12 protein-coding genes and 1 pseudogene are annotated in these 16,169 nt (G+C 37.7%); 3 read left to right on the forward strand and 10 right to left on the reverse strand.

Features of this window, described 5'->3' with window-relative positions; all coding sequences use genetic code 11:
* The 6 genes from LIZ98_RS13215 to LIZ98_RS13240 form a co-directional block, all read right to left on the reverse strand.
* The coding region (locus tag LIZ98_RS13215) for a hypothetical protein (protein ID WP_227203088.1) at nt 1-195 on the reverse strand (195 nt) is incomplete at its 3' end.
* A gap of 45 nt (nt 196-240) precedes the next feature.
* Nucleotides 241-1,920: an acyl-CoA dehydrogenase family protein gene (locus LIZ98_RS13220; protein WP_227139927.1), complete on the reverse strand. Its 1,680-nt coding sequence runs from the start codon at nt 1,918-1,920 to the stop codon at nt 241-243.
* Complete coding sequence (locus LIZ98_RS13225; RefSeq protein WP_227139929.1) at nt 1,920-3,434, reverse strand: class I adenylate-forming enzyme family protein; 1,515 nt, start codon at nt 3,432-3,434, stop codon at nt 1,920-1,922. The genes LIZ98_RS13220 and LIZ98_RS13225 overlap by 1 nt, the downstream gene beginning before the upstream one ends.
* Nucleotide 3,435: 1 nt before the next feature.
* Nucleotides 3,436-3,825: a MerR family transcriptional regulator gene (locus LIZ98_RS13230; protein ID WP_227139931.1), complete on the reverse strand. Its 390-nt coding sequence runs from the start codon at nt 3,823-3,825 to the stop codon at nt 3,436-3,438.
* 518 nt (nt 3,826-4,343) lie between these two features.
* On the reverse strand, nt 4,344-6,020 hold the full coding sequence (locus LIZ98_RS13235; protein WP_227139932.1) for a glycoside hydrolase family 13 protein: 1,677 nt from the start codon (nt 6,018-6,020) through the stop codon (nt 4,344-4,346).
* A gap of 381 nt (nt 6,021-6,401) precedes the next feature.
* Entirely contained in the window at nt 6,402-7,427 is a 1,026-nt protein-coding gene (locus LIZ98_RS13240; protein ID WP_227139934.1) for a LacI family DNA-binding transcriptional regulator, read from the reverse strand.
* A gap of 453 nt (nt 7,428-7,880) precedes the next feature.
* On the opposite strand from LIZ98_RS13240, the gene LIZ98_RS13245 reads away from it, so the two are divergent.
* The 3 genes from LIZ98_RS13245 to LIZ98_RS13255 all read left to right on the forward strand — a co-directional run bounded on the left by LIZ98_RS13245 (nt 7,881) and on the right by LIZ98_RS13255 (nt 11,164).
* Complete coding sequence (locus LIZ98_RS13245) at nt 7,881-9,233, forward strand: ABC transporter substrate-binding protein (protein WP_034773346.1); 1,353 nt, start codon at nt 7,881-7,883, stop codon at nt 9,231-9,233.
* A 246-nt stretch (nt 9,234-9,479) separates the two neighbouring features.
* Nucleotides 9,480-10,325 (forward strand): carbohydrate ABC transporter permease, encoded by an 846-nt coding sequence (locus LIZ98_RS13250; RefSeq protein ID WP_034773348.1) that lies wholly within the window; start codon nt 9,480-9,482, stop codon nt 10,323-10,325.
* Complete coding sequence (locus LIZ98_RS13255) at nt 10,325-11,164, forward strand: carbohydrate ABC transporter permease (RefSeq protein WP_034773350.1); 840 nt, start codon at nt 10,325-10,327, stop codon at nt 11,162-11,164. The genes LIZ98_RS13250 and LIZ98_RS13255 overlap by 1 nt, the downstream gene beginning before the upstream one ends.
* Before the next feature lie 155 nt (nt 11,165-11,319).
* On the opposite strand, the gene LIZ98_RS13260 is transcribed toward LIZ98_RS13255, so the two are convergent.
* From LIZ98_RS13260 to LIZ98_RS13275, 4 genes and pseudogenes are all read right to left on the reverse strand, one after another.
* Nucleotides 11,320-11,646, reverse strand: a complete 327-nt coding sequence (locus LIZ98_RS13260; protein WP_227139936.1) for a DUF3784 domain-containing protein — start codon at nt 11,644-11,646, stop codon at nt 11,320-11,322.
* A gap of 974 nt (nt 11,647-12,620) precedes the next feature.
* Nucleotides 12,621-13,113: pseudogene (locus tag LIZ98_RS13265) on the reverse strand (PTS sugar transporter subunit IIA).
* Between the two features lie 23 nt (nt 13,114-13,136).
* A complete protein-coding gene (locus LIZ98_RS13270) occupies nt 13,137-14,723 on the reverse strand; it encodes a PTS transporter subunit EIIC (protein ID WP_227139938.1) in 1,587 nt (528 codons plus the stop codon).
* A 148-nt stretch (nt 14,724-14,871) separates the two neighbouring features.
* Nucleotides 14,872-16,116, reverse strand: coding sequence for a 6-phospho-alpha-glucosidase (locus tag LIZ98_RS13275; RefSeq protein ID WP_227139940.1), 1,245 nt, complete (start codon nt 16,114-16,116; stop codon nt 14,872-14,874).
* Between the last annotated feature and the right edge of the window lie 53 nt (nt 16,117-16,169).

Genomic DNA, 16,169 nt, shown 5'->3' on the forward strand with positions numbered 1-16,169 from the left:
TGAGTAATTCCCACCCAAAAATGGCGACGAGAAAGGGTCTCGTCGCCAAAATCGGGCATTTTTCACTTCAAAAAGGTGACGAGAACGGGTTTCGTCGTCAAAAAAAGGAGTTTCTCGGCTCAAAATGACGGCGAGAACAGACTTTGTCGCCAAAATAGACCGCCGCTCGGACATTTCCCTTCCAGTTTTATCCAAAATGCCCTCTTGGTTCGTTTTATGTGATTCACCTCATGCTCATTCTCAATGATTGTTTACCTTATGCGAAATTTCCTTCACCTCACGAACAAGCTCATAAAAATGCTTGTACGGTAACATTTCCTGATCCAGCCCGTGATCACCGTAAATATAATCAATAAAAATTTTCGCAATTACCTCATCCCGGTCATTTTCCACTCGCTCAATCGCATGCACGGTAAGCAGCAAATTGGTCATTTCACTGGCTACTCTTTTTGCGTGATAAGTTTGAACAGCTTCATCCGCCGTAGCAAGGACAACCAACATTCGCTTTAATTTTGTCAATCGTTCCTGAATGATTGCCAACCTGCCATTTTCAAAAGACAGATTCTCTAATTTTTCCCCAATCTGTTTCAAGAAAATACTATCCACTCGATACTTCTTTATTAAACGGAGGACTTCAAGCCCAAGAATATTGGCGGTACCTTCCCAGACGGTCAACACCTGGGCATCGCGCAAAAGCCTCGGCGTAACAAAATCTTCAATATACCCGTTTCCGCCGTGAGTTTCGATGGCGGTATGGGTAAAAGCAATTGCTTCGTCTGCAGTCCTTGCTTTTAACAAGGCAATATACAAACGATTCAAGGCGATTTGTTCCTCGGTTGCCATCTCCGGGTTTTGCATAACATAATCAAACAACTCAATTGCTTCAAACAAGGCAGACAGCTCGACTTCATAGCGGGCTTGTAATGTTGCCAATGTTTCTTGCACCATCGGATATTGAATGATAGGATTTCCAAAAGCCGAGCGCCAATCGGCATATTCCACCGACTCTTTCAAAGCCCGCTTCATAATGCCTAGCGAAGCAATTGCATTACAAACACGCGATAAATTTAATGCTTCCATCATATAATAGAACCCTTTTTTCTCATCACCAACAAGATAAGCTTTTGCCCCGTCAAACTCAATTTCCGCAGATGGCACCGCCCGGACACCCAATTTATCTTTTAATCTCCTAACTTGAATATGATTTAGCGATCCATCCTCTTTTCGCCACGGAACTAAAAACAAGCTCAATCCTTTGGTACCCGGACCGTTCCCATCAATCCTGGCCAATACCGCCGCTACACCACATTGACCGGCATTGGAGGCAAAATATTTCTCCCCGTAAATTCGGAAATGGTCGCTTTCTCGAATTGCCCTCACCTCATTAGCACCCACATCGGATCCGCCCTGCCGCTCGGTCAAAAAGGTAGCCCCTTCATACAATTCTACCTCACCCGTTGATAACACATGGGGCAAGAAGCGCGCCTTCAGTTCATCGTCTGCATAATGATCGATCAAATAAGCAACCGCCATCGTCAATGTTACCGGACAATAAAACCCCGGCTCCACTTGAGATAACAAATAACCTTGGGCATAACTATACAGATAATTTCCTTTTTGGCCCAGCTCAGGTATTTCCTTATGAACATACCCGACAATCCCCGTATTATAAGTGTCTGCTACCGTTTTTTTATAACCTTCATTCACCCAAATCTCGGAAACTTCTTCCCCAAATTTATTATATTTTATTAGTTTCGGCTGCCCCTCCCGATCGGTATGAACCGCACGTATATCAAATTCCCGGTAACATTTATCATAAAATTTCTCCAGCTCACGAACAGCATATTCATACAAAGCCGGGTTCAATTTTTTCTTTAAAATTCGTAACAAAACCTGTTCTTGTAAAAAAAATTCACGCATTACCGTTTCACTCCTTCACGCAATGGTTGTTTTAAAATTTTTCCTGTGGCATTTCGCGGCAGTTCATCAATTTGTTCATATAAACGCGGGATTTTGAAACCAGCAACTTTGTCTTTTAAAAATTCTTTACAAACGGTATCCAAATTCTGAATTGGTTTATTCGCAACTATGAAGGCTTTGACCGTCTCGCCCCACTCCGGATGAGGAACACCGATAATGGCCACATCAACAATATCCGGATGGGTTTTCAATATGTTTTCAATTTCTGCCGGGTAAATATTGACACCGCCGGAAATAATCATGTCCTTTTTCCGGTCAACAATCCAGATATACCCATCTTCATCAAATTTGGCCATATCTCCTGTATAAATCCAGCCGTCTTTCAACGTTTCTTTTGTTGCTTCTTCATTTTTGTAATAACCAACCATATTCCCTTCACCACGTAACAAGATCTCACCAATTTCGCCCTGCTTAACATCTTTCCCGTTTTCATCAACAATGCGAATTTCACAATTAAGTGCGGCCCTTTTCCCCACACTGCCGGCCTTATGCGCATGGTCTTCCGGACTTAAATACGTACCGTTCGGACCCGCTTCCGTTAATCCGTATACACACATTAATTGATTGGTTTTAAACTTTTTTTGAATCAGTTGAACTTCTGTTGCGGATAACGGGGCAGCTCCATACACCCAACGTTTGACACTTGATAAATCATAATCATCAATGTCAGGTTGATTAGCAGTTGCCAAATAAGCAATAGGTGCTCCGAAGAAATGCGTAATTTTTTCACTGGAAACAAGTTTCAACAGTAAGTCCGGCGTAAAGGTGGGTGCCAAAACATGCGTAGCGCCGACATAAGTACCTGCTATAAAAAATAAGTGCAACGGCGCAGAATGACTGAGCGGCATCATGTGCAAAAGCCGGGATTCATTATTTATTCCGGTTTCAATACACATCATCGTTGCAACCGTTAAAATGTTGCGATTGGAAAATAAAACACCTTTTGGCTGACCGGTTGTACCGGATGTATAGAGAATCGTAGACAAATCATCTTCTTTCAGTTGACAATCAAACGAATTATTGGAACCGTTTTCAATTAAATCATAAATATTCTCTGCTCCACCCACTCCATCCGCAGTTGAAATCCAAGTGACAAGATAGTCATTCGTGAGCGGAGCAACTTGGGTCCAAAGCAGGTGATGCCCGATAAATGCTTTTGCCTCACTATGTTCGATGATATATTTCAATTCTCCTGTAGACAGTTTTGCGTTGATCGGTACAATGATTGCCCCCAGTCGTTGTACAGCAAAATAACTATAGACAAATTCTATTGTATTTGGAGAAAATAAAATGACTTTATCTCCCGGCATTATACCGCATGTTTTTAATGCGTGGGCGAGCCCGGTAACTTTTTCATCAACCTCCTTGTAAGTGAGTCGATCCGGTTCGGAAATGAAGCCGACCTTGTTTGGAAACTTTCTGGCATTGCGAGCCAATAATTCTGAAATATTCATGCTATTCCTCCCCTTTGATTTTATGTAATCGGTTTTGAAAATCGTTCAATAACTCTTCCATTTGACTTTTTAACTCCATCATATCCTGAATTTTTTCCTCCACCTCCTTAATCTTTTTCTTACCGTATTGTATTGTTGCTTCCAGTTGTTTTTCCCCGGTTCGGTCCTCGTCAAAAAGCGTAATCATCTCATGAATTTCTTCCAGCGAAAAACCAAATCGTTTTCCGCGCAAAATTAGCCGAAGACGTGCCCGATCTCTTCTCGAATAAATTCTCTGCCCGCCATCTGTCCTTTTTGGGTGAATTAAACCAATTTCTTCATAATAACGAATCGTTCGCGTACTAATATCAAATTCCTCAGCTAAATTTGAAATTGTGTAATGGTCTGCCATAATACATCACAACTTTCCGAATACTTTTTCCTTATCCATAATATAGTTTACGTTAACGTTAATGTCAATATTTTTTAATAAAGAAAACTCGGCGACTGCCAAGCCTTCAGGCGACGGCAGAGCCGTAGTTGCGCTTATACTTAATTCTTAAAATTTCCCACTACGTCGAATTCGCTTCTTTGCTGGAAATTTATACATTCTTAACGTATAAGAAAAGCTTGGGCTATGACTGTGAAAGGGAAGAACTGCTTCAACAGTAAAGTCAAAAGTTCCGGCAGTACAACTCGTGTTTTCAGCAGATTAAAAAGCAAAACTTTAACAGCATGGCACCGGGAATCACAAGCCACTTCAAAATTCAAGTAAAAACCTGACAGGAACCCGGCCCACGGATGTTAAAAAAAAACCATGGGAACCGCCCCCACGGATTTACGTGAATCATATTACCTGCTCGATTCATACGGGTTTAATAGATACACCCCGCTCCCTACTAGTTTAAGTACTCACACCTACAAACCGTCTCATACGATTTTAAGTTCATACACACGTGTTTCATACGGGTTTAATAGAATTTCATCCGACAACTCGCTTTCTGCTTCCGGGTAGTTTTTCAATAATAGTGTAGACTCTTTCTCTCTCAATTCGGCCGGACATGTAAATACCGTTTTTTCCTCACTGAAATTACAAATAATTATTGCTTGTTTTTCTCCCAATGTCCGGGTGTATACAAACAATTTCGGGTCTTCCGGATACAGTAAATCATATGTCCCATACATAAACAATTCATTTTCTTTTCTAATGCGAATCATTTGCTTATAAAAGTTCAAAATCGAATCCGGATCGTTTTCTTGTTGCTCGACATTGATATAAACATAGTTTTCATTTAAACCGAGCCACGATTTCCCAGCCGTTGTAAATCCGGCCATCGGTCCAGCGTTCCATTGCATAGGTGTCCTCGAATTGTCGCGTGACCGATTCCACACCACTTCCATTATTTCTTCATGGGGACGACCTTTTGCACGTTCTGCCTTGTAAAAATTCCGCATACTAATATCATCATAATCTTCAATGTTCGCAAACTTGACATTCGTCATACCAATTTCTTGTCCTTGATAAATAAAAGGCGTCCCTTGCATAAGGAAATAGAGGGCACCGAGCATTTTCGCACTTTCCTTCCAATACACGCGGTCATTCCCAATATTGGAAACACTGCGGGGTTGATCATGATTTTCTAAAAATAATGCATTCCAGCCTACATTTTCCAAGCCTTTTTGCCATTTACTTAAGATTTTTTTCAAAGCTACCACATCTAGCGGCTTCTTTACCTCTTTATCCCAGAGACTTAAATGTTCAAATTGAAAAATCATATTCATATATCCGTTTTCTTCGCCAACCCAGCGGTCCGCATCTTCAATCGTAACACCGTTTGCCTCACCGACTGTCATAATATCATATTTTTTAAACGTATCTTTAGAAAAATCGCTTAACCACTCATCGATTCCTTCCACGTTTCGGGTATAATCCATTGCATCCACATAATCTAAATGATCCGGATTGGGCATATCAGGGAATCCGGGCTGTTTTTTAATATGAGAAATTGCGTCAATCCGAAAGCCGTCAATACCTTTGTCAAGCCACCAGCATACCATCTCTTTTAAAGTATCACGGACTTCTTTATTTTCCCAATTTAAATCAGGCTGTTTTTTTGAGAAGAGATGAAAATAATATTGACCAGTCTTTTCATCATATTCCCAAGTGGACCCTTCAAAAATCGATTTCCAGTTGTTCGGTTCCTTTCCATCTTTTCCATCACGCCAAATGTACCAATCTCGCTTCGAATTTTCACGGGAGGAACGGGATTCAATAAACCATGGATGTTCATCGCTTGTATGGTTAATGACGAGGTCCATAATTACCTTGATCCCTAGTTTATGGGCTTCATCTAATAATTTTTCAAAATCCTCCATTGTACCGAATTCATTCAATATATCTTGGTAATCGGATATATCATAGCCGTTATCATCATTTGGCGATTTATAGATAGGGCAGAGCCAGATTACATCGATTCCCAGTCTTTTCAAATAATCAAGCTTTTCAACAACACCTTGTAAATCCCCTATCCCATCGCCGTTACTGTCTTTAAAACTGCGTGGATATATTTGATAGACAACGCTTTCTTTCCACCACTTTTTCTTCATATAATTTCGTCTCCTTCTTTGACGTATATCAAAATTCTTAATAAAGTGAAACTTCCATCAGGGGGTTCATCCAAACTGATGGCTAGTTGAACCAATCGGGCACTTACGGGTACTTATCTTCCTCCTTTTTATCTTTGATTTACCTTGCCATTGGAGGAAGATTTCGTGACCGTTTGTGCGGGATAAAGCGAAACTTCCATCAGAGGGGGTCATGCCCTCTGATGGTTAGCCAGTCGAACCATTACGAACAGCCCGTCCCCACCTATCACCTTTTTCAACGTAGAATCTTTGCGGCAAGTGGTCTAACTTCTGTTGGCTATACAAAAACGGATACAAACGATTCAAATGATACCCTTCATTTTTCGGTAAAGTTGCCAATGTTCATGGAATCATTTTTTTACAAGAATCCCTTTCTACTATCTTCGTTGGAATAATTAAACTTTTCTTCAGCGCATTTGGTTCATTGATTTGCTCAATGACCGTTTTAGCAGCTTCATATCCTAATTGAAAAATTTGTATATCCACTGAAGTTAATCTAGGGTTTGAGACTCTTGATATGGTTGAATTATTAAAACAAATAACACTTACATCTTCCGGCACTTTTAAGCCAATTTTAGATAAGGCGGACAATACAATTAATGCATTTAAATCATCCGTAAGAACCATTGCTGTAGGAGGCTCAGGTAAAGACAATAGTTCATGAATCACTTGCACGCCTTCATCATAGTTGTAATTAATATTTTTGATATACTCATCGCAAATTTCTAACTGGTTTGCCCGTAATGATTGTTGAAACCCGGCCAATCTCGCATTCGTTACTTCATATTTTTTATCGTCCCCTATAAAAGCAATTCGCATATGACCAAGTTTGATTAAGTATTGTGTCGCATCCATTGCGGCGAGGATATTATCATTATCAACATAAGCAATTTTATTGACATCTTTTGTCGGCTTACCTAATATGACAAAAGGAATTTGACTTTGAATTAAATAATCGACAACCGGGTCATCTTTTTTTGAATATAAGACTAAGACGCCATCCACTTGTTTTCCATTCACCATTTTTAAGACATCTTGGAATAAATCTTCCTCAGACTCCCCTGTAGAAAGCCGAATACTGTATTCATATTTGTTGCATACATAACTGATTCCTCGAAGTACTTCCGGAATGAACGTTGTGTGAACCGCTTCACTAGCAGAATGTTTCATAATCACTCCAATGGTTTTGGTTGTTTGTTGGACCAAAGATCTGGCATTCAAATTTGCGTGATATCCGAGTTCTTCAATGACCTTCCTCACATGCTTCTTTGTTTTTTCACTGATTTTCGGACTATCTGACAATACTCTTGATACCGTTGAAATAGAGACATTTGCCTTTTTTGCTACATCTTTTATCGTTACCGCCACGTATTTTCCACCGACCTTCTCATTTCCGAAATGAATATTTCTTATCTTATTATATTTACTAATTTGGACTGGGTTAAGTAGCGTAAAAAATTTTCTTCCGCTTTGCAAAATTTTTACAAGTTTCCTGATGTGAGCAAATATTTACTTTCATATAGGGATAACGTTTGCACAATGTAATCTCATATTACCATTTATCATTGTACAAATCAATCGCAATAAAGGAGACCCGATTTCTAATATTTCTACATAAAACTCCACATTTGACTATTTTAGACAAGTGAATCTCTTGACCAATATTTTTATCTGTGCTATATTTAATCTATGAAAACGTTTGCCCTTTGACACGGGTCACTTTATCATCCGGTAAACGATTATAAGAATATAAGCTATGTGTTGTATATGACACGGGTTTTCGGCAAACGGTTTCACATTTACAAAGGGAGGTCTTATTTAATGAACAAGAAATGGTTCATGGTGTTATTCTCAATTGTACTTTCTATCGGAGTTCTTGCAGGATGTTCAGGCGGTTCTGATGAAAAAGCTTCCGGTGGTAAGGATGATAAAGGCTCTGTATACTATTTAAATTTCAAGCCGGAAATTGCTGATCAAATTAAACAAATGGCAAAAGATTTCACAAAAGAAACCGGCATTAAAGTTACGATGACTACAGCTGCAGGCGGTACATATGAATCCACATTGAAAGCTGAAATCTCAAAATCTGAAGCTCCAACCATTTTCTTTATTAACGGACCTATTGGTTATTCGAACTGGAAAGATTATACATTAGATTTATCAGATTCCGATATTTATAGCTGGTTGTTAGATAAAGATATGGCTATTAAAGGAGACGATGGCGGCGTTTATGGTGTTCCAATCGCTGTTGAAGGATATGGAATTATCTATAACAAATCGATTATGAATAAATATTTTTCATCCGCTAATAAATCGACTGAATACACATCAATGGATGAAATTAAAAACTTTGATGCGTTAAAAGCCGTTGTTGAAGATATGACAAAATTAAAAGACGAATTAGGGATTGAAGGGGTCTTTTCTTCTACATCTTTAGCATCCGGCGAACAATGGAGATGGACCACTCATTTAGCTAACTTACCAATATACTATGAATACAAGGATAAAAAAGCAAACTCTTTAGATAAAATTGACTTTACTTATGGGGATAATTTTAAAAATATCTTTGACTTGTACTTAAACAACTCAGCAGTAAAACCGACTTTACTTGGTAGTAAAACAACTGACGACTCCATGGCTGAATTTGCACTCGGAAAAACCGCCATGGTACAAAACGGGAACTGGGCTTGGAATCAAATTGCGGATGTTGACGGTAACGTTGTAAAAGCTGAAGATATCGGGTTCCTTCCAATATATACCGGAGTTGAAGGTGAAGAACATCAAGGTCTTGCCATCGGTACGGAAAACTACTTAGCGATTAATGCAAAAGCTTCCAAGAAAGATATTGAAGCTTCCAAGAAATTTATTGACTGGATGTTCAACTCTGAAAAAGGAAAAGACTATGTGGTAAACAAATTTGGCTTTATCCCGACATTCAACACATTTGGTGAAAATGAAATTCCAACCGATCCATTGGCACAAGCTGTTATTGCCGATATGGGAAACAAGGAAACAACACCTGTTGATTGGGTATTTACAACATTCCCAAGCGAGAATTTCAAAAATGAAGTTGGGAACTCGTTATTGCTTTACGCACAAGACCAAGCAAAATGGGAAGACGTGGTAAAAACATTTAAGAAATCGTGGGAATCAGAAATGTCATTAAAACAATAAAATCCCCCTCACATTCATATAGGTCTTTCCGGGCAATTGAACCGGGAAGACCATTTTACAAGGATTTTACGCAGTCACTGGAAAAAGTGCGAAATATTCTTTCTAAACATCGTATTTAGATGTATTTTCAGGTTTTAGCATATTATACATTGTGTTAGTAAATCTATTTCAGTGGCGTCGGATTTTACAAATTTCGTGTTTACCAATTTTGGGATTTATCCTTTTAGAAGAGTGTGGTGAAAGATTATGAATAAATCATTAAAGAAATATTTCCCGATCTTTGCATTACCGACCATTGTCGCATTTGTCATCTCTTTTGTAATACCGTTTATCATGGGACTTTATTTATCTTTTACCAAATTTAATACGGTAACAGATGCGGAATGGATTGGTTTAAAAAACTATATAACGGCATTTGCCAATGACACTACCTTTTTACAATCTTTATGGTTCACCGTAAAATTTACGGTTGTATCCGTTATTACCATTAATGTCATTGCTTTTATACTGGCCTTGCTGTTAACCGGTACCCTTAAGGGAACAAACCTTTTTCGAACGGTATTTTTTATGCCGAACTTAATCGGCGGGATTGTACTCGGATATATTTGGTTATCCATCATTAACTCATTCCTTTATAATTTTGATTTGACAATTACTTATGATGCCAAATACGGTTTCTGGGGGCTGGTCATCATGATGAACTGGCAATTAATCGGCTATATGATGATTATTTATATTGCCGGCATTCAAAATGTACCGATGGAGCTCATTGAAGCGGCAAAAATTGACGGAGCAAGCAGATTCCAAATTTTAAGGAAAGTAACACTGCCTCTTGTTATGCCTTCAGCAACAATCTGTTTATTCCTTACTTTGACGAACTCCTTTAAATTATTTGATCAAAACTTAGCCTTAACGAACGGGGCACCGGGCGAATCCACAACAATGGTTGCCTTGGATATTTACAAAACATTTTACAGCAGGATGGGCTGGGAAGGTGTTGGTCAAGCGAAGGCGGTTATTTTCTTCCTTATTGTCGGGATCATTGCGATTACCCAAGTTGTATTAACTAGACGCAAGGAGGTCGAAAGCTGATGAATGCAACAAAGAAAAGAACCAATAGTCTTGTTATTACCATTGTTTTATTCATCCTTGCTCTAGCCTTTTTAGCACCAATTTTTTTGATTTTTATTAACTCTTTTAAAGGGAAACTTTTTATTAGTGAAGACGTATTTTCCTTTCCGAATTCAAAGACCTTTGTCGGGTTGGAAAACTATATTCGCGGAATTGATACGGTTAATTTCTGGAACAGTTTTGGACTATCATTATTTATTACCGTATTTTCAGTGGCAGTTATCGTCCTCTGTACAGCGATGACAGCTTGGTATATTGTTCGCGTAAAAAATAAATTTACAAACTTCTTATATTATATGTTCGTCTTTTCGATGATTGTCCCGTTCCAAATGGTGATGTTTACGTTAACTTGGTTTGCCAATCGTTTGCATTTAGATAACCCGGTTGGGATTATTATCGTTTATCTCGGATTCGGCGCCGGTCTTTCGGTATTCATGTTCACCGGATTTGTTAAGGCCATCCCGCTTGAAATTGAAGAAGCAGCGATTATTGACGGTTGCGGTCCAATCCGGACATTTTTCTTAATCGTTCTGCCAATGCTAAAACCAACCGCAGTAACAGTGGCGATTTTGAATGCCATGTGGATTTGGAATGACTACTTACTTCCATATCTATTACTTGGAACGAATTACAAAACGATTCCGATTTCTATTCAATATTTGCAAGGCTCTTACGGCAACACCGATTACGGCTCACTGATGGCATTACTTGTATTATCCATTGTGCCGGTCATCATCTTCTACTTAGCTTGTCAAAAACATGTTATAAAAAGTATTACGGCCGGCTCGGTAAAAGGATAATAGTTTCACATCATATAAACCGGAATAAACGATGGAACAGTCTTTATTCCGGTTTATTTTTATTTTTTAAAAATCTCTATGTTTGAAGTTTCATTTTACTAAGGAGTGGAAAAATATCTATATTTTGTATAGATGGCGATCCCGCTTGTGAAAATTCACTGTTTTATTTTTTTAAATCTATCACCTGTATACACGTACCACGTACCAAAAAGAACAATGGCTATTAATAAAATAAGCCCAACATTAAATAAAATTTTCATTTCAAAAAGACTGCTTAAAGCAAATAAAAGAAAGCTTAAACAAATCCCATACATCATTTTTCCCATAAATTTACATAAAGCTACTTCGTCATATTGTTCTTTTTCACTTTCGGGGAAGTTATTGTAACTTGCAAGCAAAAAACCGCCTTTTCCCCTTGATAGAATGATAGCAAAAATCAAAAAAGGGATCATTATTATTAGATGTGCAATCGCCATCGCCATATTGTTCAGCTCCTTCGAGTAAACTTTTTTGCTCTTTCGTTGTTTAAAATTAAACCAATTGTCACACTAATTGTAAAATGACTTCTGGCAAAAAATACACCATGAACCAAAATTTAATATTAAGTGCTATTTTGTTTCGGTGTTTTTTGGGACACTATTCTTTGAAGCATAGGTCTTCTTTACCCTTAAGAATGAAAACTTATTAAGCTATCCTTTCCAATCAATTTTATACACCATTACCAAATCTAAATCATCACGAAAAGCAAACTCTATGTTTACCTTTTTAGTTTTATCAAAATACCCAATAATTTCTTCCCCAGTGTCTTCCCTTTCAAAGTAATTTTCTCCATATACATCAATGACTTTCTTTTTTGAGTTGCCTATTTAAATTACTTTTTGTGTTATGTATTTTTTATTTGAATAAAAATACCGTACAACTTTCTCATCTGTACTCTGAAATTCTATGTTATCATATTTAGGAAATTTTAAATTACTTTTTTCAGACTTTTCAACAGAGATTCTTATCAATATCAGAAAATAATGTTACAGTATCCAAAGCTTTTCCCGGTAATTTTTCATGGGAGCAGTTCAAATTTTACTCCTTTCATGTATACATTATATAATTAATTTTTTTTACAAATTCAACAAAAAATGATATCCTATATAAAATAAACTAAAACATTGCTAATCTGTTGCCTGCTGTAAAAAGTTGTAATTGATACTTGGTCTTGATTTAAAAACATAAGTTCATATTATATAGTTTTATTTAAAAAGATCCGTATAGAAGATAGAAGGCTTTCCCTTCCTTGCCGCTGTAACCCACATAATTATTATTAACCAATTTTTTATTGTCATAGAGAAAGTAACACAGCCGCCCATTATTACTTAAAGAGCGGCCTCATTTCACGCTTCCATTAAATTTAACTAGAGAACTACACGCATGAATCTCTAAAATATGCTTTCAACTTTTTTATTTATTGATAGGTTATTTCAAATATAGTTGTACTACCTGGTATTGCTGTCGTGCCAACATTTTTTTCTAATTTTGCAATTGCACTTCCTTCCAAGACGATGACTGGTGTGATGAGGGATGGCACTTTATTTTTTATTTTGTCGATATCAAAAGTAAGAAGTTTATCACCTGGGTGTACTTTTTGGCCTTGTTTCACATGTAGATTAAACCCTTCACCTTTTAAATTTACGGTTTCTAATCCAATGTGAATCATAATCTCCAGACCTTGATTTGATTTTACTCCTATTGCATGCAGCGTATGAAAAACTTGTGTCACTTCCCCTTCTACAGGAGAAACAACGATACCCTGATCAGGAATGATGGCGACACCATCCCCCACCAGTTTATCAGAAAATACCGGGTCTGGAACTTTTTCAATGTCGACAATTTTTCCGCTAAGAGGAGCGAATACTACCTCCGATTTTTTTTTTTACTCCCAGCAGTTTTTTGAACATATAACCGGTCACCTCTCATAATTTTAATCAAGATCTAAAATTTCCCTGATTTGCGTCTTATAGATGTCTGCTTTTGCCCCATAAATTGCCTGTACCCCATCATTTACTTTCACAAGTCCATTTGCACCAATCTTTTTCCAATAGGCTTCATCTTTTACCTTATCTTTATCCTTGACTTTTACACGTAAACGACTCCAACATGCATCCACACTAATAATATTTTCCTTTGAGCCTAGTGCTTCAATAATATCGTAAACAATTGCGCTTCCTGCCGCAACTTCATTTGAAGTTAACTTTGTTTCTTGGGCAGCTGTTATTTCAGTGAAATCATCACTTTCGTCACGGCCTGGTGTTTTTAAATTAAATTTTAGGATAAAGTAGCGAAAACCAAAATAATATACAGTGAAGTAAATGATACCAATAATAGGTACATACACCCAATGTGTCTTTTCATTTCCCTGAAGTACACCGTTAAATATAAAACTGAAGAATGGACCTCCAAAAGCTGTGGAACCCGGAATATTAATCTCAAACAAATATGTTACAAGATAAGCAATCCCGGCCATAATAGCATGGAAAACATATAGTACGGGTGCAATAAAAAGAAAAGTAAACTCAATTGGTTCAGTGACACCCATAAAAATTGCAGGGATACAACCCGCAATTAACAGCGCTTTCACTTTTTGCTTTTTATTACCCTTTGCAGTGTGGTACATGGCCAATGCCGCAGCAGGAAGACCAAATGAAGCAATCAGGATTTTCCCATTCATCACAAATCTTGATACATCAATATCAAATTGAGGGTTTGACATACCTAGTTGTGCTTGGAAGATATTTACCGCCCCTTCAACCACTTTGCCTCCAATTATTTCGGAACCGCCTAAGCTTGTAAAGAAAAATGGCAAATAAACAAAGTGGTGTAGCCCGAACGGAAGTAGTAAGCGTTCTGAGAGCCCATAGATGAATGTACCGCTTGCACCTGTACCCTTGATTACATCACTTAATGAACTTAATCCGCTTTGGAAAAACGGCCAAATACCTGACATGATAAACCCAAAGATGATAGCTGTCAGAATCGAAACCATAGGTACAAATTTAGTACCATTAAAAACAGACAAAATTGGCGGAAGAGAAATCGTATAGTAGCGGTTGTGTAAAAAGGCAACAATAAATCCAAGAATAATTCCTCCAAATACGCCTGTATCTAGTGACGGAACACCTAGAATAACGGATTGGCCGGTTTTTAAGTTAGCCGGATCAATTGAACCTGTTAGCGTTAAAATAGAATTCATGGTTACATTCATGACCATAAAAGCAAGGAAAGCTGATAATGCAGCAACTCCTTTTTCTTTTTTTGCATATCCCATAGCAATAGATATAGCAAAAATAACCGGAAGATTATTAAATACAATACTCCCAACAGATTTTAAAAGTGTTAAAATATATTGAACACTTGTATGTTCCAAAAATGGCATAGCCTGCACAACAGTATTACTCGTTAAAGCAGCACCTAATCCCATTAATATTCCGGCGATTGGCAAAATCATGACAGGAGTCATCAACATTTTGCCAAGCTGTTGAAAAAATGCAAAGTACTTACCATTTTTCATCTTTCATTTCCCCTTTCAATTCACACATTATGGAGAGCGCTTACTTTTTTTGCAAAAAAATTATGCAGGGAAGCCGGATTAATGTTAAATACGACTTCCGCAGCATGCATTTTTAAGATGAAAAGTGATTATGAACAGCTTCAAATACTTATACCATTGTCAAAGTATGCTGTTCTTCTTTTAATTCCGGCCAGTAATCTTTATTCGCCTCAATTAAAGAATCAAGAACTTCACGTGCCTTTTTCGCTGAAACAACCGTTCTATTTAACGTTAAAGCCTCCAATGCCCGTTGATAAGACTTTTCAACATAAGCATCCACTGTTAACTGCTCGTATGCTAATTGTCCTTCAATTAGACCTTTGTGGAATGTTGGGATTTTTCCAACTCTGAAAGGTTTTGGCCCATTTGCAGTAAGGCTTGCCGCTACCTCTACCATAGCATCCTCAGGCAAATTCTCAATTGCCCCTTCATTTTTAGTTATAATAATGAAGGTGTTTCCTTTATTATAAGCAATGGATTCAGCAACAAGAATGATAAACTCACCGTGGGCATCATTGACAACTACATTTGCGCCTTTCGTGCTTTGAGTTGCAGCTACTTTCGCGCACTCAGAGAATACCCTTTTTTCCCTGCCATCCATAACCTCATTAGCTCTAGTATAATTAGGGTTCAATTTTTTCAAGATTTTATCTGGGTATAAATAATATTGAAGATAAGTATTTGGAAGATAATCAGGAAAGTCCCTCACAATTTGTTCTACTGTTGCATAAGTTTCAAGCCAGGACTTATCCCGTTGCTCAAAATCCGCCGGACGGAACCCATTTGTCAAAATCATTTCCCGAAGTTTTGGTAATAAGTCTACACCTTTTTTATCATAGAGATTTGTGAACCAACCAAAGTGATTTAGACCAAAATAGATCGGTTCAAATTCTCTATGATTCATTCCGAGTATTCTGCCATACGAGCGTAATAGATTTTCAGGCTGGTCGCAAATATTCAGAATCCTTTTGTCATCAGGAAATATTCTTTCTAAAGCAACGGCAACGATGGCAGCTGGATTTGTATAATTCAATATCCAGGCATTCATTGCTTTTTTTCGTACATCATTCACCAATTCTGTCATGTCCCTAATTGACCTCAACCCGTAAGCAAAACCACCAGGCCCGCAAGTTTCTTGACCAATGACACCTAAACTAAGTGGAATTTTTTCATCTTTTTCGCGCATTGGATACCCGCCAGTCCTCATCTGACAAAAAACAAAATCAAGGTCTTCCTGAAAGGCCTCTTCTTTATTGACAGTATAAGTGAATTCGAGTTCAGGGTATTCTTTTGAAAATAAAACTTTAGCAAATTCTCCAATAACCTTTTGTCTTTGTTCATCGATATCATACATAGGGGTTGCTGAACAAACAAAAAAACCAAATAGGAGAAGGATTTATGAGCTTT

The sequence above is a fragment of the Caldibacillus sp. 210928-DFI.2.18 genome (assembly GCF_020554505.1).
Taxonomy (GTDB): Bacteria; Bacillota; Bacilli; order Bacillales; family Caldibacillaceae; genus Caldifermentibacillus; species Caldifermentibacillus hisashii.

Coding starts and splice junctions, on each gene's coding strand:
- LIZ98_RS13260 (WP_227139936.1), bottom strand. CDS start 11,646: ATGGCGATGGCGATTGCACATCTAATAATAATGATCCCTTTTTTGATT.
- LIZ98_RS13230 (WP_227139931.1), bottom strand. CDS start 3,825: ATGGCAGACCATTACACAATTTCAAATTTAGCTGAGGAATTTGATATT.
- LIZ98_RS13275 (WP_227139940.1), bottom strand. CDS start 16,116: ATGTATGATATCGATGAACAAAGACAAAAGGTTATTGGAGAATTTGCT.
- LIZ98_RS13270 (WP_227139938.1), bottom strand. CDS start 14,723: ATGAAAAATGGTAAGTACTTTGCATTTTTTCAACAGCTTGGCAAAATG.
- LIZ98_RS13220 (WP_227139927.1), bottom strand. CDS start 1,920: ATGCGTGAATTTTTTTTACAAGAACAGGTTTTGTTACGAATTTTAAAG.
- LIZ98_RS13245 (WP_034773346.1), top strand. CDS start 7,881: ATGAACAAGAAATGGTTCATGGTGTTATTCTCAATTGTACTTTCTATC.
- LIZ98_RS13250 (WP_034773348.1), top strand. CDS start 9,480: ATGAATAAATCATTAAAGAAATATTTCCCGATCTTTGCATTACCGACC.
- LIZ98_RS13235 (WP_227139932.1), bottom strand. CDS start 6,020: ATGAAGAAAAAGTGGTGGAAAGAAAGCGTTGTCTATCAAATATATCCA.
- LIZ98_RS13225 (WP_227139929.1), bottom strand. CDS start 3,434: ATGAATATTTCAGAATTATTGGCTCGCAATGCCAGAAAGTTTCCAAAC.
- LIZ98_RS13255 (WP_034773350.1), top strand. CDS start 10,325: ATGAATGCAACAAAGAAAAGAACCAATAGTCTTGTTATTACCATTGTT.